Below are 20222 nucleotides of genomic sequence, written 5' to 3'. Positions count from 1 at the left end.
ACGGGCGGACCTACGGGGTGCAGTGGACGCTGTTCCGGTCCCCGCAGACGCCCACGGGTCCGCAGGTCTGGATGGGGCATCCGGGCGTGACGACGCCCGACGCGCATTATCCGGGCGAACGGCTGGCCCGCGGCGACGTGGGACAGGCGGGTGACGTGGCCGATCCGTTCGAGGCCTGGATCGACGACTGGACCATGGCGGGGCCGTCCCTGGACGATCTTCGCCTGCAGGCGGGCGGGCCCGAGGCTGGCTATGATCTGACCCTGACCGCGCAGGGGCCGCTTGTCCGGCACGGCGAGGACGGGTTCAGCGTCAAGTCCGCGACGGGACAGGCCAGCTACTACTACAGCCAACCCTTCTATGCGGTTAACGGAACACTGGACCTGCCGGATGGGCCGGTCGCGGTCACGGGGCAGGGATGGCTGGACCGGGAATGGTCGTCGCAGCCCCTGGAAGGGGACCAGACGGGCTGGGATTGGTTCAGCCTGCACCTGGAGGACGGGCATCGCCTGATGGCGTTCCGTCTGCGGGGCGGGGACCCGTTCACCTATGCCAGCTGGATCGAACCCGACGGGGCCGTCGAGGCGATCTATGGCGACCTCGTCCTGACGGAGGAGGTCGTGAGTGACGTGGACGGGCGCGACGTGCCGACGTCCTGGCGGCTGGAGCTGCCGTCGCGCGGCGTCGACGTCGCGGTGGAGGCGGTGAACCCGCAATCCTGGCAGGATACGCTGTTCCCGTACTGGGAAGGGCCGGTCGTGGCGACGGGCAGCCATCCGGGGCGCGGCTATCTGGAGATGACGGGCTATGACTAGCGGCTGGCGCGACCTGGCGGCGCTGGACGACCACGTCTGGGCGCGGCTGGCGCGCGCGGTGGCGCGGTCCGACGACCCTTGGCGGATCGTGACGCTGGGCACGCTGGACGCGGCGGGACCGCAGATGCGGATGGTCGGGCTGCGCGGCGCGGACCGCGAGGCCGCATCGGTGGAGGTGCACACCGACGCCCGGACGCCGAAGGTGGATGAGCTACGCGCCGATTCCCGCGCGTCCCTGCTGCTGTGGGACGGGGGCACGCAGGAGCAGTTGCGCCTGACGCTGCGGATGGAGGTGATCCCGGCAGACCCCATCCGTTGGGCCGCCGTGCCGGATGTCGCGCGGGGCAACTACGGCACGACGCCCCAGCCGGGTACGGCGTTGGCGGAACCCGAAGCCTACGGTCGCGATCCCGCGATCGAGCGGTTCGCCGCCCTGAGTGGAACGATCGTGGCCATGGACGCGGTCTGGCTGGCCGGCGATCCGCATCGCCGTGCGCAGTGGCGGGACGGGACCTGGGGTTGGGTCGCGCCCTGACGCCCGCGATCCGATGCTGCGGTGCAGCGTGACGTCTTTGGGCTGGGTGCTGCGCGGGGCGTTTGGTGGGACCAGTTTGACGGGGAGCGGGGGTCCGGGGCAAGTCGGTCGATCGCTAGGCGATACAGGGGTCCGGCGTCCCGTTCCGACGATCCTTCGATGCGTGGGACCGGCGCGGAGCGGGCGACACCCGTGTCTGCGATCCGTCTGCTGCGCGTCTGCTCCGCGTCGGACGGATCGGCGATTCGCCGGGCGCGACCGGCCATAACCCTCCGTTCACCCTTGGTCCCTAGGGACGGGGTATGAGCGATTCCAACCAGCGCCCGATCATCAAGAAGGTGAAGAAGGTCTCCGCCGGCGGCCATCACGGCGGCGCATGGAAGGTCGCCTATGCCGATTTCGTGACGGCGATGATGGCGTTCTTCATGCTAATGTGGCTGCTGAACGCCACGACGGAGACGCAGCGCAAGGGTCTGGCCGACTACTTCAACCCGACCATCCCGCTGGCCCGCGTGTCCGGCGGGGGCGAGGGCGCCTTCGGCGGCGAAACGATCATGGCGGGCGAAATCGAGCTGCAGGCCGGCACCGGCGGCCTGACCGAAAGCCGTCTGCAGGGGTTCGGAGACGGCGCCGACGCGGAGCTGGCCGAGGTCATGGCCGCCGTGCTCGGTCGCGGCGGGGACAGCGTGATCGAGGATCTGGCGCGTCGCAACGTCACCGCGCGCATCAGCGACGAGGGGTTGGTGATCGAGTTGTTCGACCTGCCGGGATCCGAGCTGTTCGAAGGCGACGGCGCCACGCCCACCCCCCTGATGGAGCGTCTGATCGCCACCGTCGTGGAGGAGGCGGACCGCGCCGACGGCGGCGTGGCCCTGGCCGCGCACATGGCGCGGGCCCCCCTGGTCCAGCGCGCCGTGCCGGTCTGGGAGATGTCGCGCGACCGCGCCGACGCCCTGCGCCGCCTGATCGTCGCCGCGGGACTGGAGCCCGCGCGCCTGCGCCGCGTGACGTCGCATGGCGACCGCAGCCCATCCACCGACCCCGCGATCGATCCGCGCAACAATCGCGTCGAGATCATCCTGCTGCGGAACGGCGCGTGACGCCCGACCGCCCCGCCGTCCATCGCTCGATTGCGATGCAACCCCGCCGGGCGCCGTTAGCGCGCCCTTAACCCCCCGCGCCCGACACAGGGCACGATTCGGACGCCGCGCACCCCAGAACGGGCGTGCGGCTGGCCGGACCCCCACCCAGGGCCGGCCCAAGGAAGACGAAAGGGACGACATGACGATCTCCTCCTCGCTGAACGCCGGCGTCACGGGCCTGAACGTGAACTCCACGAAGCTGGCCACGATCTCGGACAACATCGCCAACAGCTCGACCTATGGGTACAAGCGGGCGGTCGCGGACTTCCACAGCCTGGTCATCGACCAGTCGCGCGGCACCTATTCCGCCGGCGGCGTGCGCGTGACGACGGGCCGCGAGGTCACGCAGCGCGGCACATTGATCACGACCGCGAACCCAACGGACTTCGCCATCGGCGGACGCGGCTTCCTTCCGGTCACGCCCATCTCGTCCGTCGAATCGCTGTCCGGCGGCGGCGTGCCCCTGCGGATGACCACCACGGGATCGTTCAAGCCGGATGCCAACGGCTATCTGGTGACCGACAGCGGCCAGGTCCTGATGGGGTGGCCCGCCACGCAGGACGGCGAGATCGGCGCGGTCGCGCGGGACACGGCCACCGACCTGGAGCCCGTGCGCGTGGACGCCAACCAGTACGAGGGCGACGCGACGACGCGCATCAACCTCGGCGTGAACCTGCCCGCCTCGATCACGGCGCACGACCCGGCCAAGGCGACGGTCATCCCAAACCCCAACCCCGGCCCCAACCCGGTGACCCCGAAGGAGGAGCTGGGCGATCCGATCTCGATGCAGCTGGAATACTTCGGGAACCTCGGCGAGACCCTGAACTTCGACGTGGCCTTCGAGCCGTACCACGCGGCCACGGCGACGGACACGAACACGAACAAGTGGCTGATGACCGTCGTCCAGAAGGAGACGAACGAGGTCGCCGGCAAGTTCGAGATCCAGTTCGACGACACCACCACGCAGGGCGGCACCATCAAGACGGTCACCCCCGTCGATACCGACCCGGTCACGGCGGGCAACCAGTTCAAGGGCGCCTACGACGCCCAGACCGGCCTGATCACGCTGCAGATCGCCGCGCCCGCGGCCCAGGTCGAGCTGGACATCGGCCGGCCCGGCGTCGCCCGCGGCCTGTCGCAGCTGTCGGACGTCTTCGCCCCCGTCTCCATCACGAAGGACGGCAGCCCCGTGGGCAACCTGGCCACGATCGAGGCGGACGCGAACGGCTATCTGCACGCGATCTACGACACGGGCTTCAGCCGCGTCATCTATCAGGTGCCGATCATCGACGTGCCGAACGCGAACGGCCTGGCGGCCCTGCCGAACCAGACCTACCAGGTTTCGGGCGAGTCCGGCGCGTTCTATCTGTGGGACGCGGGCGACGGTCCCGTGGGCGACATCGTGGGCTTCGCCCGCGAGGAGAGCGCCACCGACGTCGCGGGCGAGCTGACCGCCCTGATCCAGACGCAGCGGGCCTACAACTCGAACGCGAAGGTCATCCAGACCGTCGACGAGATGCTGCAGGAAACCACCAACATCAAGCGCTGATCCCGGCACCCCCTAGAAAGGTCGTTCCGCCATGTCCCTGTCCCTCGCACTGACGAACGCCGTCAACGGCCTCGGCATCGCGTCCAAGCGGGCGGAGGTCGTGGCGACGAACGTGGCCAATGCCGGGCGCCCCGGCTACGCCCGCCGGTCGCTGGACGTCACCCCCATCTCGCCCCACGTGCCCGGCAGCCGGACGGAGGTGATCCGCAACGAGAACACCGTCTCGACCACCTTGCGCCGCGAGTCGGAGGGCCGGGAGGCCCGGGCCGACGTCAAGACGGGCTTCTGGAACCGCATCGACGCCGCCCTGGGCGAGCCCGGGGACCCCGCCTCGCTGTCCGGCCGGCTGACCGCGCTGCAAGGCGCCGTGTTCGACGCCACCACGCAGCCCGGCTCCGCCCAGCGGCTGGCGGCGGTGTCCGCCGCGGCGGAGGGCGTGGCCGACGGCATCAACGCGGCGGCGCGCGAGGTGCAGGACATCCGCCGCGAAACGGAGGTGCGGATCGGGCGCGAGGTCGCGTCCTTGAACGCCGACCTGCACAGCGTGGTGACCCTGAACCAGAAGATCGTGCAGCACGCCGCCGTGGGCGGCGAGACGGCGACCTTCGAGGATCAGCGCACGCTGGTCCTGGACCGCATCGCCCAGCAGGTCGACATCACGGTCCTGCCGCGCGACTTCGGCGCGGTGGCGATCGTCAGCAAGGGGGGGCAGATCCTCCTGGACGGCAGCGCGAAGGAGGTGACGTTCGCGCAGACCGCCGACGTCACGCCGGACCGGACGCTGGGCAACGGCCTGAAGGGCCTGCAGGTGCTCGGCCACGACGTGTCCGCGCAGGGTGGCTTCGGGCATGTGGGCGGCGGCCGGCTGGAAGCCCTGTTCCACGTCCGCGACGTCGCCACGGTGGACGCGCAGACGCAGTTGGACGCCTTCGCCGATGAGCTGGTCGGACGGTTCGCCGTGTCGCAGGACCCCGCGCGCGGCGCGCCGGCCCTGTTCCTGGATGGTCGCGTCCCCGCCGGTGGCGCGGGCCTGGCGGGGACCCTGGAGGTCAACGCCCCCTATCGCGGCGACAGCCCCGGCACGCATTGGAAGCTGCGCGACGGCCTGGTGCCCACGGCCCCCGACCCCGCCGCGGCGCCCGGCAACCTGGAAACGATGCTGGACGCGTTCACCGACCTGGCGGCGCCGCAGAACGCCACCCTGGGTGCCGCGCCGCGCGACCTGGACGGGCACGCCGCCGCGCTGAAGTCGCTGTTCAGCCACGCCCGCGGGCAGGCCTCCACCGACCGCGACCTGAGCGTCGCGGCCGCCAACGCCGCCCGCTCGCGCGATGCGGAGAACGACGTCGACATCGACGAGGAGATGCGACGCCTGATCGAGGTCGAGCAATCCTATGCCGCCGCCGCCAAGGTGGTGGAGGCCGTCGACCAGATGATGGACCGATTGACGAGGATCTGAGCCGATGACCTTCTCCAACCTCGGGCTGCCGACCTCGCTGGTCCACGCGCTGTCCGGTCCCGGACGGGACACGCGCGACCAGATCAAGGTCCTGTCGCAGCAACTGGCCACGGGCCGGATCGCCGATGCCGGCGCCGCCGTGCGCCACGACTTCAGCGCCCTGGCCGACGCGGAACGCGACATCGCCCTGAACGAGAGCCTGGCGCTCGCCGTGGGTGCGGGCCAGCGCCACGCCCAGCGCGGCGGCGAAGCGGTGGACCGCATCATGATGGACGTCGGCGCGCTGCGCGAGGTGCTCAAGCCCGGCATCTCCGGCGGGGCGGAGCCCGACCTGGACCGCCTGAAGGACGATGCGGGCCAGGCGTTGACGCGCGCGATCGACGCGATGGGCGCCCGGTCGGACGGACGGTCCGTCTTCGGCGCGGGCCGCGCGGATGCGGGGCCGCTGGACGCCGGAGCCGACGTCGTGGCCGCGCTCGACGCCGCCGTGGCGGGCATGACCGACCCGGTCGCGGTGGAGGCCACCGTCACCGCCTTCTTCGCCGCGGGCGGCGGGTTCGCGGCGAACCACGTCACCGCCGGGACGCCCGGCTCGCTGTCGCTGCACACCGGCCCCGACGAGACCGTGGCCTGGGACGTCACGGCGACGAGCCCCGACATGATGCGGATCTTCGAGGGGCTGGGCCAGATCTACGCGGCCGCGTCGTCGGACGTGCCGGCCGCGGACGTGCGCGTCGCCCTGAGCGGACGCTTCCAGTCCGGCCTGTCCAACGTGGAGGAGGCCGCCATCGACGTCCGCGCCCGCGTGGGCGAGGTCGAGTCGCGCCTGCAGATGGCCGCCGACCGCCTGGCCGGCGACCGCGCGGACGCGGAGCGGCGGCGCAGCGACCTGATCGGCGCGGATCCCTACGGATCGGCCGTTCGCCTGGAGGAGGAGACCGCGCGGCTGGAGACCGTCTATACGCTGACCGCGCGCCTGTCCCGCCTGCGCCTGACCGACTATCTCTAACCACACCGGAGACGCCATATGGGTCGCATCGCCAGAACGGCGCTGATCCTCCTGATCGCACTGATCCATCCCCTGACCGCCACGGCGCAGGGCATCCGCCTGAAGGACCTGGTCGATTTCGGCGGGGTGCGCGGCAACGACCTGGTCGGCTACGGCCTGGTGGTGGGGCTGAACGGCACGGGGGACGGGCTGCGCAACGCGCCCTTCACCGAGGAGATCATGACGTCGATCCTCGAACGGATGGGCGTCAACGTGACCGGCGAGCAGTCCCGGCCCAAGAACGTGGCCGCGGTGATCGTCACCGCCGTCCTGCCGCCCTTCGCGCGCACCGGCAGCCGCATCGACGTGACCATATCCGCCATCGGCGACGCCGAGAGCCTGCTGGGCGGGACCCTGGTGATGACGCCGCTGACCGCCGCGGACGGCGACGTCTATGCGGTGGCGCAGGGCACGGTCGTGTCGGGCGGGGTGACCGCCGGCGGGGACGCCGCAACCGTCACCGAAGGGGTCCCCACGGCGGGGATCATCAGTTCGGGCGCGCGGGTCGAGCGGGAGGTGGACTTCACCTTCGCGGACATGTCGCAGATGCGGCTGGCCCTGCGGGAGGCCGACTTCACCACCGCCGCGCGGATCGAGGCCGTCATCAACCGGGCCGTCGGCACCGGCGCGGCGGTGATGACCGACGCGGGCACCGTCGTGGTGGACGTCGCGCGCAGCGGCGTGCCGTCGCCCGCGCACCTGATCTCGCGGCTGGAGAACCTGGAGATCGCGCCGGAGCGCCGCGCCCGGGTCGTGGTGGACCAGAAGTCCGGGACCATCGTGATGGGGTCCGACGTCCGCATCAGCGAGGTCGCGGTCAGCCAGAACAATCTGACCCTGCGCGTCGAGGAGGCCCCGCTCGTGTCGCAGCCCAACCCCTTCGCCGACGGGGACACCGTTGTCGTCCCGCGCACCGCCGCGGGCATCGCGGAGGAGGCGGGCCCGGGCTTGTCGATCGTCCAGGGCGGCACGTCGCTGGCGCAGGTCATCGACGGGTTGAACGCGCTCGGCGTATCGTCGCGCGACATGATCGACATCCTGCAGACGATCAAGGCCGCCGGCGCGCTGCATGCGGAGCTGGTCGTGCGATAGCCTTCCGGCTCGGGGGCGTCGCGTCCCCGGCCGCCGCAGATCCGGCCCCGCCTTGTGACCCTTCGTCCGCGGCTCTACATCGCGCCCATGAAACTGCCTTCCCTCCGCAAGAAGCCGTTCGTCTCCGTCGTGTCGCTGTCGGGCGTGATCGCCGCCAACATCCGCGGCGGGGGTCTGAGCATCGACAGCGTCGGACCGTTGCTGGTGCGCGCGTTCAAGGCCAAGGGCGCCAAGGCGGTGGCCCTGCGCATCAACTCGCCCGGCGGGTCGCCGGTGCAGTCGTCCCTGATCGGCGGCGCCATCCGCCGCCTGGCCGACGAGACCGAACTGCCGGTCCACGCCTTCGTGGAGGACGTGGCCGCGTCGGGGGGATACTGGATCGCCACCGCCGCGGACGACATCTGGGTCGACGACAGCTCGATCACCGGGTCCATCGGCGTCATCAGCGCCGGCTTCGGCTTCGTCGACGCCCTGGGCAAGCTGGGGGTGGAGCGGCGCGTTCACACGGCGGGGGAGGACAAGTCGATCCTGGACCCCTTCCGTCCAGAGCGCGCGGAGGACGTGGCGCGGCTGAAGCAGTTGCAGGCCAAGATCCACGATGCGTTCAAGCATCAGGTCCGCACCCGCCGCGGCGCCCGTCTGGTCGAGGACCGCGACCTGTTCACCGGCGAGATCTTCGTGGGCGACGAGGGCGTGGCGGCCGGCCTGGTGGACGGGGTCGCGCACATGGCGCCCAAGCTGAAGGAGTTGTACGGCGAGGACATCCGGTTCCGGGTGCTCGCGCGTCGGCGACCCCTCCTGGCCCGGCTGATGCCCGGCATCGCCGCGGAGGCGGCGGAGGCCGCGTCCCACGTGGTTCGGGAACACGCGATGCGCGCGCGCTACGGCCTTTGACGTGATCCTGAAGATCGTCACCCTGTTCCTGATCGGCATCGCCGTGCTGGCGATGTTCGGACGCCTGCGCCTGCGCCTGCCCAAGTCGCTGGCCCGGACCAAGTGCCGCGCCTGCGGGACGCCGCGCATCGGACGCGGCGCCTGCCCCTGCGGGAAGGGATAGCGGCGATGCTGATGGAATGGATCGAGGTCGGCCTGGGCCTGGTCCTGCTGATCTTCGCGGGCGACGCGCTGGTCAAGGGGGCGGTCAACCTGGCCCTGCGACTGGGCGTGCCCGCCTTGGTCGTCAGCCTGACGGTCGTGGCGTTCGGCACGTCGGCCCCGGAACTGCTGGTCAGCGTGCAGGCCATCCTGGACGGCGCCCCGGGCCTGGCCCTGGGCAACGTCGTGGGATCGAACACGGCGAACGTGCTGCTGGTGCTTGGCGTGCCCGCGCTGATCGCCACGATGCACACCGGCGCGTGCGAGGTCAGGCGCGACTATCTGCTGATGCTCGGGGCGACGAGCCTGTTCATCGGCCTGTGCTTCACGGGCGTGCTGGTCTGGTGGCACGGGATCGTCCTTCTGGTCGTCCTGACCGCCATCCTGCTGTCCACCTTCCTGTCGTCCCGCGAGGAGGACGCGGAGGTGGAGGGGGCCGACGACGCGATGGCCGGCTGGAAGGTCGGGGCGTTCCTGGTGATGGGCCTGATCGGCCTGCCCCTGGGCGCAGGCCTGCTGGTGGGCGGCGCGACCGAGATCGCGCTGGCCTTCGGCGTCAGCGAGGCGGTGATCGGCTTGACCCTGGTGGCCATCGGCACGTCCCTGCCCGAACTGGCCACGACCGTGATGGCCGCCATCCGACGCCATGCGGACGTGGCGCTGGGCAACGTCATCGGGTCGAACCTGTTCAACCTGCTGGCGATCATGGGCGTCGCGGTCCTGGTCGGCCCCATCCCGGTCGAGGCCGGGTTCTTGGAGGTCGACCTGTGGGTGATGCTGGCGGCGACGCTGCTGCTCGTGCCCTTCGTCTTCCTCCGCCGGGACATCACGCGCCTTTGGGGGGCGGTGCTGTTCGGACTCTACGTGGCGTACATGGCGACCGTGCTGGCATGAGCGGCGGCGGCCCCGTCGGCCGCGCGCTCGTCACCGGGGGCGGGGACCGGCTGGGCGCGGCCATGGCGGTGACGCTGGCGGGACTGGGTCACGACGTCGCCGTGCATTACGCCACCTCCCGCGACGGGGCGGAGGCGACGGTCTCGGCCATCCGCGGGGGCGGACGGCGCGGGGCCGCCCTGCAGGCCGACCTGCTGGAGCCCGGCGCCGCCGAAGCGCTGGTCGGCCGCGCGGCGGATGCGCTGGGCGGCCCGTTGACCGTGCTGGTCAACAACGCGTCCGTCTTCGAGCACGACGACATCGCCACCGCCGACCGACGGTCCTGGGACCGCCACATGGGGTCGAACCTGCGGGCGCCCCTGACGCTGATCCAGCACTTCGCCCGCCAGGCCCCGCCGGCGGCGTCCGACGGCGAACCGCTGGCCACCGCCTGCGTCGTCAACATGATCGATCAGCGCGTCCGCAGGCTGACGCCGGAGTTCATGACCTATACTCTGGCGAAGTCGGGCCTGTGGACGTTGACCCGCACCGCGGCGCAGGCGCTGGCCCCCGCCATCCGGGTCAACGCGATCGGTCCCGGCCCGACCCTGCGCGGCCATCGTCAGAGCGAGGCGCACTTCGCCGGGCAGCGCGCGGGCACCCTGCTGGGGCGGGGCGCGGACGTGGACGACGTGACGGACGCCCTGCGCTATCTGGTCGGTGCGAAGGCGGTGACGGGTCAGCTGATCTGCGTCGATGGCGGCCAGCACCTGGGATGGCGGACCCCGGACGTGCGGGGGGTGGAGTAAGCTCCCGTTAAGGGCGAATCCCGGTCCAACTGGACACTTACTCACGCGAACCCATCTCTGAGATTCCCTTGCCGGGGCCGCGGATCGTCAGTCGCGGCGCCGGGCTCGATTCGCTGGGGAATCAGTAAAAACAGGGGTTTGTCGATTCGCGCGGGATATCCCCCTCGTCCCCCATCCTTATCGTTTTCCATGCGGGGCAGGGTGGTATCGGATCCCCTCCCAGGTTTATCCACAAGTCTGCCCACCTATCTCACAGGCTGTTCCACCTTGCGGATGGGTGGGAACCTTGGCAGCGGCAGGACGGAATCGGGGGAGGCGATGGACGGGGGCGATCGGACGGAGCGGGCGACGGCGAAGCGGACGGGGCCGGACGTCATCAAGCGGGTCCTGCGCACGCTGGACGGAAGCCCGGGCGTGTACCGCATGCTCGATGCGGACATGCGCATTCTGTACGTCGGCAAGGCGCGCAACCTGAAGAACCGGGTCAGCAGCTATACCCGCCTGCAGGGCCATTCGGCGCGCATCCGGCGGATGATCGGGGAAACGGCGTCGATGATGGTCCTGACGACCAACTCGGAGCTGGAAGCGCTGCTTTTGGAGCAGAACCTCATCAAGCAGCTGAAGCCGCGCTACAACGTGCTGCTGCGCGACGACAAGTCGTTCCCCAACATCGAGGTGACGACGTCCCATCGCTTCCCCCAGATCCGCAAGCACCGGGGCCGCAAGGGGGACCGGCATACCTATTTCGGGCCGTTCGCCAGTGCGGGTGCGGTCAACCGCGTGCTGAACCAGCTGCAGCGGGTCTTCCTGCTGCGCAACTGCACCGACAGCCAGTTCGAGGGGCGGACGCGGCCCTGCCTCAACTATCAGATCAAGCGGTGCAGCGCGCCCTGCGTGGGCTTCGTCACGCCGGAGGAGTATGTGGCCAGCGTGCGGGACGCGGAACGCTTCCTGCGCGGCCAGACGACGGAGATCCAGCAGAAGCTGGCCGACGCCATGGCGGAGGCGGCCGAGGACATGGAGTTCGAGCGCGCCGCCGCCCTGCGCGACCGCATCAAGGCGCTGACCAACGTGCAGTCCACCCAGGGCGTGAACCCCCAGGGCGTGCCGGAGGCCGACATCGTGGGCCTGCACATGGAAGGGGGGCAGGCCTGCATCCAGGTGTTCTTCGTGCGCGGCAACCAGAATTGGGGCAACCGCGACTTCTATCCGCGCATCGCGGACGATATGTCCCCCACCGAGGTGATGGAAGCGTTTCTGGGTCAGTTCTACGACGACCGGGAGCCGCCCAGGCTGCTGCTGCTGTCGCACGGCGTGGAGGAGGGCGACCTGATGGCCGACGCCCTGTCGGCCAAGGCCGGGCGCCGGGTGCAGCTTCTGGTCCCCCAGCGGGGCGAGAAGGCCGATCTGGTGCAGTCCGCCATCCGCAACGCGCGGGAATCGCTTGGCCGCAAGATGTCGGAATCGGCCACGCAGGCGCGGCTGCTGCGCGGCATCGCGGAGGCCTTCGACCTGCCCGCGCCCCCCGGGCGGATCGAGGTCTACGACAACAGCCACATCCAGGGCAGCCATGCGGTGGGCGCGATGATCGTGTCCGGGACCGAGGGGTTCGAGAAGTCGCAGTACCGCAAGTTCAACATCCGCGGCGACGAGCTGACCCCCGGCGACGACTTCGGCATGATGAAGGAGGTGCTGACGCGCCGCTTCAAGCGCCTGCTGAAGGAGGATCCCGACCGCAAGGGCGGCACGTGGCCGGACCTGCTGCTGATCGACGGCGGCGCGGGGCAGGTGTCTGCGGTCACCTCGATCCTGACCGATCTGGGCGTGGGTGACATACCCACGATCGGCGTCGCGAAGGGCGTCGACCGCGATCACGGCAAGGAGGAGTTCCACCGTCAGGGCGCGCGCCCCTTCGCCCTGCCGCGCAACGATCCCGTCCTCTATTTCGTGCAGCGCCTGCGGGACGAGGCGCACCGCTTCGCCATAGGCACCCACCGGGCCAAGCGCGCGAAGGCCCTGGTCGCCAGCCCGCTCGACGAGGTGCCGGGCATCGGGCCCGGCCGCAAGCGCGCGCTGCTGACCCATTTCGGGTCCGCGAAGGCCGTCAGCCGGGCGGCCCTGGCCGACCTGAAGGCGGTGGACGGCATCAGCGGAGCCATGGCCGAGACGATCCACCGCCATTTCCACGAGCGGGGGTGAGGCCCGGATGGACGTCGGCGCGGGCCGGAGCGGGTCCGCCGTCCGCCGGGGATCGGCACGTCGCCACTGGTGCGCCACCGGGCGGCGCGCTACATCGACCGGAATGAACTGGACCATCCCCAACATCCTGACGGTCCTGCGCCTGGCCGCCGCGCCCGGCGTGGCGATCATGTTCCTGTTCTTCGCGCGGCCCTGGGCCGACTGGTTCGCTCTGGTGCTGTTCGTGGTGGCCGCCGTGACCGACTGGTTCGACGGATACATCGCGCGGGAGTTCAACCAGGAATCCCGGTTCGGCGCGATGCTGGACCCCATCGCCGACAAGGCGATGGTGGTGATCGCGCTTCTGGTCATCACCGGGTTCCAGGGCATGAACCCCTGGATCCTCCTGCCGGCGACGATCATCCTGTTCCGCGAGACCTTCGTGAGCGGCCTGCGCGAGTTCCTGGGCGCCGCGGCCGGGACGCTGAAGGTCACGAAGCTGGCCAAGTGGAAGACCACCGCGCAGATGGTCGCCATCGCCATCCTGTTCGCGACGGGGGTGTTCCAGCACGAGTTCCTGGACCGCGTCGAGGGTCTGGACGACGCCACCGTCGCCGCGATCCTGGCCGGCGAGGCGGAGGATACGGTCGGGCTGAACCATTGGGTCCGGCTGGAGGAGTTGACCTGGTGGGTCGGTACCCTGCTGTTGTGGGTGGCCGCCGCGCTGACGGCGATCACGGGGTGGGACTACTTCACCAAGGCGCGACCGCATCTGCGCGACGCGCCGAGGGGCTGACGCCGTGACGCTCGACGTGCTCTACTTCGCATGGCTGCGCGAGCGGATCGGCCTGGGCCGCGAGGTGGTGGAGACCGAGGCCGCGACCGTCGCCGACCTTGTGGCCGAGCTTCGCGCGCGCGAAGGGCGGTACGATCTGGCCTTCGCCGACATGGGCGCGGTGCGCGTCGCCGTCGATCAGGAGCTGACCGAGCTGACAGCCCCGCTGGCCGGCGTGCGGGAGGTGGCGTTCTTCCCCCCCATGACGGGCGGATGATCCGCGTCGCGGTCCAGGCGGACGATTTCGACCTGGCGGCGGAAGCGGCGGCGCTGGAACGCACCGGCGCGGGCGCAGTCGTGACCTTCACCGGCATCGTGCGCGATGTGGCGGGCGGGCTGCGCTGGATGGAGATCGAGCATTATCCCGCGATGACGCGTTCCGCCCTGGAGGGCATCGCCGCCCAGGCCGCCGAGCGCTGGTCCCTGACGGGCGCGACCGTGATCCACCGATACGGTTCCCTGGCGCCGGGCGCGCGGATCATGATGGTCGCCACCGCCAGCGCCCATCGCCGCGCGGCCTTCGAGGCGGCGGACTTCCTCATGGATTACCTCAAGTCCCGCGCGCCCTTCTGGAAGAAGGAGGTGCGGGAGGATGGGGCGGACTGGGTCGCGGCGAAGGACGACGACGAGGCCGCGCTGGGGCGCTGGTAGGGGCGTCGGGCGGCGGGCGCGAGCCCCCATCGTGGGGAGTTTCGGTTCATTCGGCTGTGTCGGTCGTGTCGTTGCGCCTGGGATACGGTTTCTAGGGGCGAGCGGGGTGCGTCGGGCCGGCGTTTTGCTTCGAATTGCGGGCATGTGGATTTTTCCCTGAGGACTCAACGGTGTTGCGTGGGTCCGTCGAATGCGACGGATCGCGACCTGCGGCCCGTCGTCCCATGCACCCCCCGTACACCTCCCGTGCACCCCCCGTGCATACGGAACGGCAGACGGGGGGTCGCCTGGGGCGGGGGGGGTGCCGTGCGGTGGTGTTCCGTGCGGGGGGTGGTCCGGCGGACCGCTCGGGCGGTCCGCGCTGCGGTCGTCGAAACGATCCCCCGGATCGTTCCGTCCCTGCGGGACCCGCCCTCCGCCCCCGGGCAAACGGAACGGCAGACGGGGGGTCGTGCGGGGCAGGGGGGCCGCGCGGGGGCGGTGGACCGGTGTATGGGTGACGTTTGCCGGACCCAACGTGGGACCGCGATGCGCGGAGTGGACCGGTCGAGCCTTTCGGCGGGAGGCCTCGGATCGAGTCCGGGGTGCGGGATGCGTGATGCAGGAGGCGGATCGGGCGGGTTTGAGAGCGGCCGGCCTCGGGTCGGATCCGGGGTGCGGGATACGTGATGTGCGGGGCAGGCCGGACGAGCCTATCGCCGGGGGGCCCCGGGTCGGGTCCAGGGCAAGGCGGGCGTCATCGTTCGGTCAGCTTGAGTTCGATGCGTCGGTTGCGTTGGCGGGCTTCGGGGGTGTTCCTGGGATCGACGGGGCGGTACTGGCCGAAGCCCGTGGCCGCCAGGCGGAAGGGCGGCACACCCAACTCGTCGATCATGTACTGCACGACGGACAGGGCGCGGCCCTGGGACAGCTCCCAGTTGTTGGCGTACTTGCCGTCGCTGGTGAACGCCTGGTCGTCGGTGTGGCCGTCCACGCGCAGGACCCAGTCCACTTCGGGCGGGATGTCGTCGGCCACGTCCAGGATGATCTGCGCGACCTCGGCGATCTGCTCGCGCCCCTCCTCGCGCAGGGTGACGTCGCCGAGGTCGAACAGCACCTCGGATGAGAACACGAAGCGGTCGCCCACGATCTCCACGCCGTCCCGTTCATCGAGCACGTCGGACAGGGCCGCGAAGAAGCGGGACTGGAAGCCCTCCAGCCGCTCGGCTTCCGCCTCGGCGCGCGCGGCGTCGGCCTCGGCCCGCGCGCGGGCTTCGCGTTCTAATCGCTCGGCGCGGCGGGCGTCGGCGGCGGCCTGGGCGAGCGCGGCGTTGAGTTCGGCGCCCAGGTTCTCGATCTGCACGGGGCCGTCGGCGTCGCGGGCGGCGGAGGCGTCGAGGATGGCCTGGAGTTCGCCCAATTGCGCGCGTAGCTGGGCGACCTGCTGGTTGAGGACCTCGGCCTGGGTCTCGGCGATCAGGCGGTCGCGATCGACCTGAGCCAGCTCGGAGCGGGCCTGCGCCAGCAGGGCCTGGCGCCGGTCGAGCTCGGACTGCGTCTCGGCCTCGGTGGCGGTCAGCGCGGCATCGCGCTCGGCCAGGGCGGCGGTGGCCTCGGCCAAGCGGGCGCGGACGTCCTCGATCATCACCCCGGCCGTCATGCTGTCCGTCAGGGCGGCGGTCAGGCGGTCGCGCAGGTCGGCGGCCTCGGCCCCGACGGCGGCGGCCTCGCCCTCGGCTTCCTCCACCCGGGTCAGGGCGGCGGCCAGGCGGTCGGCCAGGGCGTCCCGGTCCTGGGCGGTGGCGTCGGCGTCGCCTTGCAGTTCGGCCAGGCGGGCTCGGAGCGTGTCGCGTTCGGCGCGAAGGGCGGCGGCGTCGTCGTCCGCGGCAGTCGCGTCGGCCAGCGCCAAGGCCAGGCGCGCGTCCAGACTATCGGCGTCGTTCCGCAGGTCGGCCAGCTGGGATTCCAGCGATGCGATGCGGGCGTCCCGGTCGTCCACCGCCGCCGCGGTCGCGTCCCGGTCGGCGGCGGCCGCGGCCAGGTCGGCGGCGGCCGCGGCCAGGTCGGTCCGAGTGGTGGCGAGGTCCGTCTCGGCGGCATCCAGCGCGCCCGTGGCCGCGTCCAGATCCGCCGCGGTGGCGGCCAGGGTGGCCGCCGTCTCGTCGGCCCGGGACTGCGCCGCCTGGGCCTCCGCCAGGGCGAGGGCCAGGCGGGCGTCCAGGTCGTCGGACGCGGCGCGGGCGGCGGCGAGCAGGGTCAGCGTCTCCTCCGCCTCGCGGCGCTCCTCCTCCAGGGTCAGGGACATGGCGGTCAGTTCGGCGTCCGCGTCCTCCAACCGGGCGCGCAGGGCTTCGGCCGCCGCGGCTTCGGCCAGGCGCGCCGCCTCCGCTTCCGACACCTGGTCCTCCGTGTCGGACAGCCGGTCGCGCAGGGCCGCGGCGGCGGCGCGTTCGGCCAGCCGGGCGGCTTCCGCGTCGGACAGGTCGCCTTCCAGCTCGGAGACCTGCGCCGCGAGGCCGTCGGCGCGTTCGGTGCTGTCGTCCAGGGCGGCCAGGGCCTGAGCCAGCGACGCCTGCCGGTCCGCGCCCTCGGCCCGCAGGTCGGCGACCAGGGCCTCCAGCGCTTCGCGCCGGGCGGCGGCCAGGCGCGCGGCCTCCGCCGCGGCGTCCACCTCCCCCCGCGACGCCGCGAGCGCGGCTTGCAGCGCGGCGCGTTCGTCCGTGACGGCGTCCAGGTCGCCCCGCGTGTCGGACAGGGCGGCGGCCAGGTCCGTGTTGCGCGCGAGCAGGGTGGCGACCTGTTCCTCGAACGAGGCCACGCGGGCCTGCAGCCCGTCCGCCTGTCGGGTCAGGGTCGCGACCAGGGCGGCCTGGGCGTCGCGCTGGGCGGACACGGTGTCGACGTCGTCCAGCAGGTCCGCCGTGATCGCGCGTTCCAGCCCCAGGGCATCGGCCAGGCTGGCGACCTGCGCGGACAGGTCGCCCAGCTGCGCGTCCTGGTCGGTGATCCTTTCCGACAGGATGAACTGCACGATCATGAAGATCGACAGGACGAACATCAGCACCAGCAGGAGCGCGGTCATCGCGTCCACGAAGCCGGGCCAGGCGTTCGCCGTGAACCGCTGGCCGGAGCGGCGGGTCAGCGCCACCGGTCAGACGCCCGGCAGGCCGCGATCCTGCGCCCGGGCCTCGCCGCGGTTCATCTGCCGGATGGCGCGGGTCAGGGCGGCCAGGTCGGCGCGCAGATCCTCCACCATGTCCGAGCGGGAGGTCTTCATCTCCTCGAAGACCTGCAGGAGCTGGACGTCGATGGAGCGCAGACGCATCCGCGATTCGGCGTCCAGGCCGCCATCGCCCCCGCCCGCCGAGCTGCGCAGGACGTCGACGATGTGGCCCTGGCCCTCGGCCACGCGGGCCAGTTGCTCGGTGATGCCGGACGTGTCGCCGGCCCGGGTCACGGCGGCCACCGCGTCTGACAGCGCGGCGAAGCGGCCGTCGTCGGCGGCGCGCCCTTCCTCCGCCCGCTGGAACATGTCCTGCAACTGCTCCATCTGGTGGTTCATGTGGTCCAGCACGGCGGCCAGGGAGTACTGGTCGATCGTCTCGCCGTCGCCCACCAGGCCCACGCGGGTGATCGACGACATCCAGTCTTCCATCTGGCGGTAGAAGCGGTTCTGGCCGTGGCCCGCGAAGAGTTCCAGCACGCCGACCACCAGGCTGCCCGCCAGGCCCAGAAGCGAGGACGCGAAGGCCGTGCCCATGCCGGCCAGCTGGCTTTCCAGCCCGCCGATCAGGCGCCCGAACACTGCGGTGCTGGATTCGTCGCCCTGGGGGTTCAGGCTGCGGATCGTGTCGACCACGGCGGGCACGGTGGTGGCCAGGCCCCAGAACGTGCCCAGGAGGCCCAGGAAGATCAGCGTGTTGACGATGTAGCGGGTGATGTCGCGCGCCTCGTCCATGCGCTGCGCGACCGAATCGAGGATGGACCGCGCGGCGGTGGACGATATGACGCTGCGCTTCGTGCGCGTGCCTAGCAGCGTGGCGAGCGGCGCCAGGAGGCCGGGGGGGCGGGTGGCTTCGTCCTTGCGGTCGGCGAAGCGTTCGATCCAGGTCACGGCGCTGAAGAGCTGGAAGACCTGCGCGAAGCAGGCCAGCACGCCCAGCACGAAGACGCCGACGATGGTGCCGTTCAGCCAGGGGTTCGCGGTGAAGATGGGCGCCACGCGCGGATAGGCCAGATAGCACCCCGCCCCGACCGCGGTCAGCACGACGACCATCCAGACGATCTGCCGGATGGGGCGGGAGAATTCGGTCCCGGGCTTGATGTCGGAGCGTGCCATGACCCTCGTTGCGCGGGAGTTCAGGGGAGGCAGCCTAGGGGTGTGGGATCGGGGCAACAAGGACGGCCCCGCGACGGATGCGCGGGGGGTTGCAAGAATCCCTCACCCCCGCCGCGGGGGGACGACCATGTCGACCAGGCGGTCCATGTCCGCGTCCGCGATGCCGTGCTGGCGCAGGGCGGCGGCGGTGTTGAGCAGGTATTCGGCGTTGGGGCCCCGCCCGCCACGGGCGGCGGCGATGATGCGGGCCTGTTCGGCCAGCGACAGGTCGGGGGCGTACTGCACGTGCGCGGTGTCGATCACGTAGGCCAGCGCCCGAAGGTCGCACGTGGGGGTCTGGAGGGTGACCTCCTCCTCGCGGTAGGCGGCGGAGATCAGCTCCCGCTCGCGCAGCGCGGCCAGGGCGGCGTCGGGGTCCGCGGCGCGATAGGCCAGGCCCGCGCAGATCTCGCCCGGCGCGGGCTCCAACGCCAGGACGAGGCCGGGGTCGGCTTCGGTGCCGCGGTGGTGGATCGACCACATGCAGAACCGGCGCCGGAAGCCCCCCAGGGTCGCGGGCCGCGTTTCGGCCACGGCGATGCCGGGGTTCCAGATCAGCGAGCCGTAGCCGAAGACCCACAATTCGCGCATGCCCGTCCCTTTCGCGTCCCCCGCCCGGGGGATAGTGGGGCCGGGACGTCTGGGGAAGGGGAAGCCATCATGCGCTGGCTGACGATCGCGGTGGCCGTGCTGGCCGTGCTTTGGGGCGGGTACTGGTGGGTCGGGTCCACGGGGCTGGAGCGGGGGCTGCTGCGCGCGGTGGAGGGGGGCCGCGACGCGGGGTGGCGGATCGAGTACGCGGACCTGTCCGTGAGCGGGTTCCCGAACCGGTTCGACACGAGCGCCGCCGACCTGACGGTGTCGCCGCCGGACGGGTCGTGGGTCTGGCAGGCGCCCTACGTGCAGGCCTACGCGCTGAGCTATCGGCCCAACCGCGTGATCGTGGCGTTCCCGTCCGAGCAGGTCGTGGACGGGCCCCTGGGGCGGGTCGACGTGACGGCCGCGGACATGCGCCTTTCCGCCGCGGTGCGGGCCGAAGGGGACCTGCCCCTGGATCGCGCGACCTGGGTGGCCGAAGGGCTGGGGCTGGCGTTCCCCTGGGGGACGATCGGGGCGGAGGGCGCGCAGGTGGCCATCCGGGAGGCGGGGGCGCCGGGCGCTTACGACGTGGCCGTGACCGTGTCGGACGCGGTCATCCCGTCGGAGGCGTCGGAGGGGTCGGGGCCGGACCTGCCCGGCACGGTGGAGGCGGCGACGCTGGACGCGACGGTGACGCTGGACCGCGCGCTGGACCGGACGCTGGGGGCGCAGCCCAACCTGGTGGCGCTGGACCTGCGGGACGCCACCCTGGTCTGGGGCGCGGTGGAGGTGACGGCGCAAGCCGCGCTGGCGGTCGGGACCGACGGCCTGGCGGACGGCGAGGTGGTGGTCGAGATCGCCGACGTGGACGCCGTCCTGCCCCTGCTGGAGCGGGGCGTGCCGGCGGGGCAGAGGGCGTTCGTGGAAGGCCTGCTGCGCGCCGCGCCGGTCGACGGACGGGCGGGCAGCGGGTCCGTGCGGCTGGCCATCCAGGAGAACCTGGTGCTGTTCGGGCCGTTCCCGGTGGCGAGCCTGCCGCGCTTCGGGACGCGGTAGGAGGGGGTGGGGGGGGTACGGTGGGCCGTTCCTATCGGGGGGGGTGATCGGCGGTCCGCGAGGGTGGACGTGCTTTGGGCTGCGGATCGATCGGTCCTGTAAGGGATCGGTCCGTCGTCTACCGACGCATACGGCCCGAAGCGGACGTT

At 71.6% G+C, this 20222-nt stretch carries 19 protein-coding genes; 16 read left to right on the top strand and 3 right to left on the bottom strand.

What is annotated here, in order from left to right; genetic code table 11:
- The 15 genes from P0084_RS05545 to P0084_RS05475 form a co-directional block, all read left to right on the top strand.
- Positions 1 to 815: lipocalin-like domain-containing protein (locus P0084_RS05545; protein ID WP_308915815.1), on the top strand; the 815-nt coding region annotated here is incomplete at its 5' end.
- A complete protein-coding gene (locus tag P0084_RS05540; protein ID WP_308915814.1) occupies positions 808 to 1350 on the top strand; it encodes a pyridoxamine 5'-phosphate oxidase family protein in 543 nt (180 codons plus the stop codon). The genes P0084_RS05545 and P0084_RS05540, both read left to right, overlap by 8 nt.
- A 302-nt stretch (positions 1351 to 1652) precedes the next feature.
- Complete coding sequence (locus P0084_RS05535; protein ID WP_308915813.1) at positions 1653 to 2450, top strand: flagellar motor protein MotB; 798 nt, start codon at positions 1653 to 1655, stop codon at positions 2448 to 2450.
- Between the two features lie 181 nt (positions 2451 to 2631).
- A complete protein-coding gene (locus P0084_RS05530) occupies positions 2632 to 4041 on the top strand; it encodes a flagellar hook protein FlgE (protein ID WP_308915812.1) in 1410 nt (469 codons plus the stop codon).
- A 31-nt stretch (positions 4042 to 4072) separates the two neighbouring features.
- Positions 4073 to 5500, top strand: a complete 1428-nt coding sequence (locus tag P0084_RS05525; RefSeq protein WP_308915811.1) for a FlgK family flagellar hook-associated protein — start codon at positions 4073 to 4075, stop codon at positions 5498 to 5500.
- A gap of 4 nt (positions 5501 to 5504) precedes the next feature.
- Positions 5505 to 6509: a flagellin gene (locus tag P0084_RS05520; RefSeq protein ID WP_308915810.1), complete on the top strand. Its 1005-nt coding sequence runs from the start codon at positions 5505 to 5507 to the stop codon at positions 6507 to 6509.
- Between the two features lie 18 nt (positions 6510 to 6527).
- Positions 6528 to 7640, top strand: a complete 1113-nt coding sequence (locus P0084_RS05515; RefSeq protein WP_308915809.1) for a flagellar basal body P-ring protein FlgI — start codon at positions 6528 to 6530, stop codon at positions 7638 to 7640.
- An 87-nt stretch (positions 7641 to 7727) separates the two neighbouring features.
- Positions 7728 to 8534: a S49 family peptidase gene (locus P0084_RS05510; protein ID WP_308915808.1), complete on the top strand. Its 807-nt coding sequence runs from the start codon at positions 7728 to 7730 to the stop codon at positions 8532 to 8534.
- A 1-nt stretch (position 8535) separates the two neighbouring features.
- A complete protein-coding gene (locus P0084_RS05505; RefSeq protein WP_308915807.1) occupies positions 8536 to 8697 on the top strand; it encodes a hypothetical protein in 162 nt (53 codons plus the stop codon).
- A gap of 5 nt (positions 8698 to 8702) precedes the next feature.
- Positions 8703 to 9629: a calcium/sodium antiporter gene (locus P0084_RS05500; RefSeq protein WP_308915806.1), complete on the top strand. Its 927-nt coding sequence runs from the start codon at positions 8703 to 8705 to the stop codon at positions 9627 to 9629.
- Positions 9626 to 10417 carry an SDR family oxidoreductase gene (locus P0084_RS05495; RefSeq protein WP_308915805.1) on the top strand — a complete coding sequence of 264 codons (792 nt, stop codon included), beginning with the start codon at positions 9626 to 9628 and terminating at the stop codon, positions 10415 to 10417. The genes P0084_RS05500 and P0084_RS05495 overlap by 4 nt, the downstream gene beginning before the upstream one ends.
- A 318-nt stretch (positions 10418 to 10735) precedes the next feature.
- Positions 10736 to 12616 (top strand): excinuclease ABC subunit UvrC, encoded by a 1881-nt coding sequence (uvrC, locus tag P0084_RS05490; RefSeq protein WP_308915804.1) that lies wholly within the window; start codon positions 10736 to 10738, stop codon positions 12614 to 12616.
- Positions 12617 to 12719: 103 nt separating this feature from the next.
- Positions 12720 to 13391: a CDP-diacylglycerol--glycerol-3-phosphate 3-phosphatidyltransferase gene (gene pgsA / locus P0084_RS05485; protein WP_308915803.1), complete on the top strand. Its 672-nt coding sequence runs from the start codon at positions 12720 to 12722 to the stop codon at positions 13389 to 13391.
- A 4-nt stretch (positions 13392 to 13395) separates the two neighbouring features.
- Positions 13396 to 13647 (top strand): molybdopterin converting factor subunit 1, encoded by a 252-nt coding sequence (gene moaD, locus P0084_RS05480; protein WP_308915802.1) that lies wholly within the window; start codon positions 13396 to 13398, stop codon positions 13645 to 13647.
- Positions 13647 to 14081, top strand: coding sequence for a molybdenum cofactor biosynthesis protein MoaE (locus P0084_RS05475; protein WP_308915826.1), 435 nt, complete (start codon positions 13647 to 13649; stop codon positions 14079 to 14081). The genes moaD and P0084_RS05475 overlap by 1 nt, the downstream gene beginning before the upstream one ends.
- A 736-nt stretch (positions 14082 to 14817) precedes the next feature.
- On the opposite strand, the gene P0084_RS05470 is transcribed toward P0084_RS05475, so the two are convergent.
- From P0084_RS05470 to P0084_RS05460, 3 genes are all read right to left on the bottom strand, one after another.
- Complete coding sequence (locus P0084_RS05470; protein WP_308915801.1) at positions 14818 to 17208, bottom strand: peptidoglycan -binding protein; 2391 nt, start codon at positions 17206 to 17208, stop codon at positions 14818 to 14820.
- A 3-nt stretch (positions 17209 to 17211) separates the two neighbouring features.
- Complete coding sequence (locus tag P0084_RS05465; protein ID WP_308915800.1) at positions 17212 to 18399, bottom strand: biopolymer transporter ExbB; 1188 nt, start codon at positions 18397 to 18399, stop codon at positions 17212 to 17214.
- Positions 18400 to 18501: 102 nt separating this feature from the next.
- The gene (locus P0084_RS05460) at positions 18502 to 19029 is read right to left on the bottom strand and encodes a gamma-glutamylcyclotransferase (protein WP_308915799.1); all 528 of its coding nucleotides are present in this window, start codon (positions 19027 to 19029) and stop codon (positions 18502 to 18504) included.
- A 69-nt stretch (positions 19030 to 19098) separates the two neighbouring features.
- On the opposite strand from P0084_RS05460, the gene P0084_RS05455 reads away from it, so the two are divergent.
- On the top strand, positions 19099 to 20073 hold the full coding sequence (locus P0084_RS05455) for a DUF2125 domain-containing protein (protein ID WP_308915798.1): 975 nt from the start codon (positions 19099 to 19101) through the stop codon (positions 20071 to 20073).
- Positions 20074 to 20222 lie beyond the last annotated feature (149 nt).

It is taken from the genome of Jannaschia maritima (assembly GCF_030973515.1).
Classification (GTDB): domain Bacteria; phylum Pseudomonadota; class Alphaproteobacteria; order Rhodobacterales; family Rhodobacteraceae; genus Jannaschia; species Jannaschia maritima.
This window is presented reverse-complemented; position numbering and strand designations above follow the sequence as displayed.

What these genes read in the sequence shown, in the direction of transcription:
- P0084_RS05520 (WP_308915810.1), top strand. Translation starts at nt 5,505, where the DNA reads ATGACCTTCTCCAACCTCGGGCTGCCGACCTCGCTGGTCCACGCGCTG.
- uvrC (WP_308915804.1), top strand. Translation starts at nt 10,736, where the DNA reads ATGGACGGGGGCGATCGGACGGAGCGGGCGACGGCGAAGCGGACGGGG.
- P0084_RS05500 (WP_308915806.1), top strand. Translation starts at nt 8,703, where the DNA reads ATGCTGATGGAATGGATCGAGGTCGGCCTGGGCCTGGTCCTGCTGATC.
- pgsA (WP_308915803.1), top strand. Translation starts at nt 12,720, where the DNA reads ATGAACTGGACCATCCCCAACATCCTGACGGTCCTGCGCCTGGCCGCC.
- P0084_RS05530 (WP_308915812.1), top strand. Translation starts at nt 2,632, where the DNA reads ATGACGATCTCCTCCTCGCTGAACGCCGGCGTCACGGGCCTGAACGTG.
- P0084_RS05515 (WP_308915809.1), top strand. Translation starts at nt 6,528, where the DNA reads ATGGGTCGCATCGCCAGAACGGCGCTGATCCTCCTGATCGCACTGATC.
- P0084_RS05535 (WP_308915813.1), top strand. Translation starts at nt 1,653, where the DNA reads ATGAGCGATTCCAACCAGCGCCCGATCATCAAGAAGGTGAAGAAGGTC.
- P0084_RS05525 (WP_308915811.1), top strand. Translation starts at nt 4,073, where the DNA reads ATGTCCCTGTCCCTCGCACTGACGAACGCCGTCAACGGCCTCGGCATC.
- P0084_RS05455 (WP_308915798.1), top strand. Translation starts at nt 19,099, where the DNA reads ATGCGCTGGCTGACGATCGCGGTGGCCGTGCTGGCCGTGCTTTGGGGC.
- P0084_RS05540 (WP_308915814.1), top strand. Translation starts at nt 808, where the DNA reads ATGACTAGCGGCTGGCGCGACCTGGCGGCGCTGGACGACCACGTCTGG.
- P0084_RS05495 (WP_308915805.1), top strand. Translation starts at nt 9,626, where the DNA reads ATGAGCGGCGGCGGCCCCGTCGGCCGCGCGCTCGTCACCGGGGGCGGG.
- P0084_RS05460 (WP_308915799.1), bottom strand. Translation starts at nt 19,029, where the DNA reads ATGCGCGAATTGTGGGTCTTCGGCTACGGCTCGCTGATCTGGAACCCC.
- P0084_RS05510 (WP_308915808.1), top strand. Translation starts at nt 7,728, where the DNA reads ATGAAACTGCCTTCCCTCCGCAAGAAGCCGTTCGTCTCCGTCGTGTCG.
- P0084_RS05465 (WP_308915800.1), bottom strand. Translation starts at nt 18,399, where the DNA reads ATGGCACGCTCCGACATCAAGCCCGGGACCGAATTCTCCCGCCCCATC.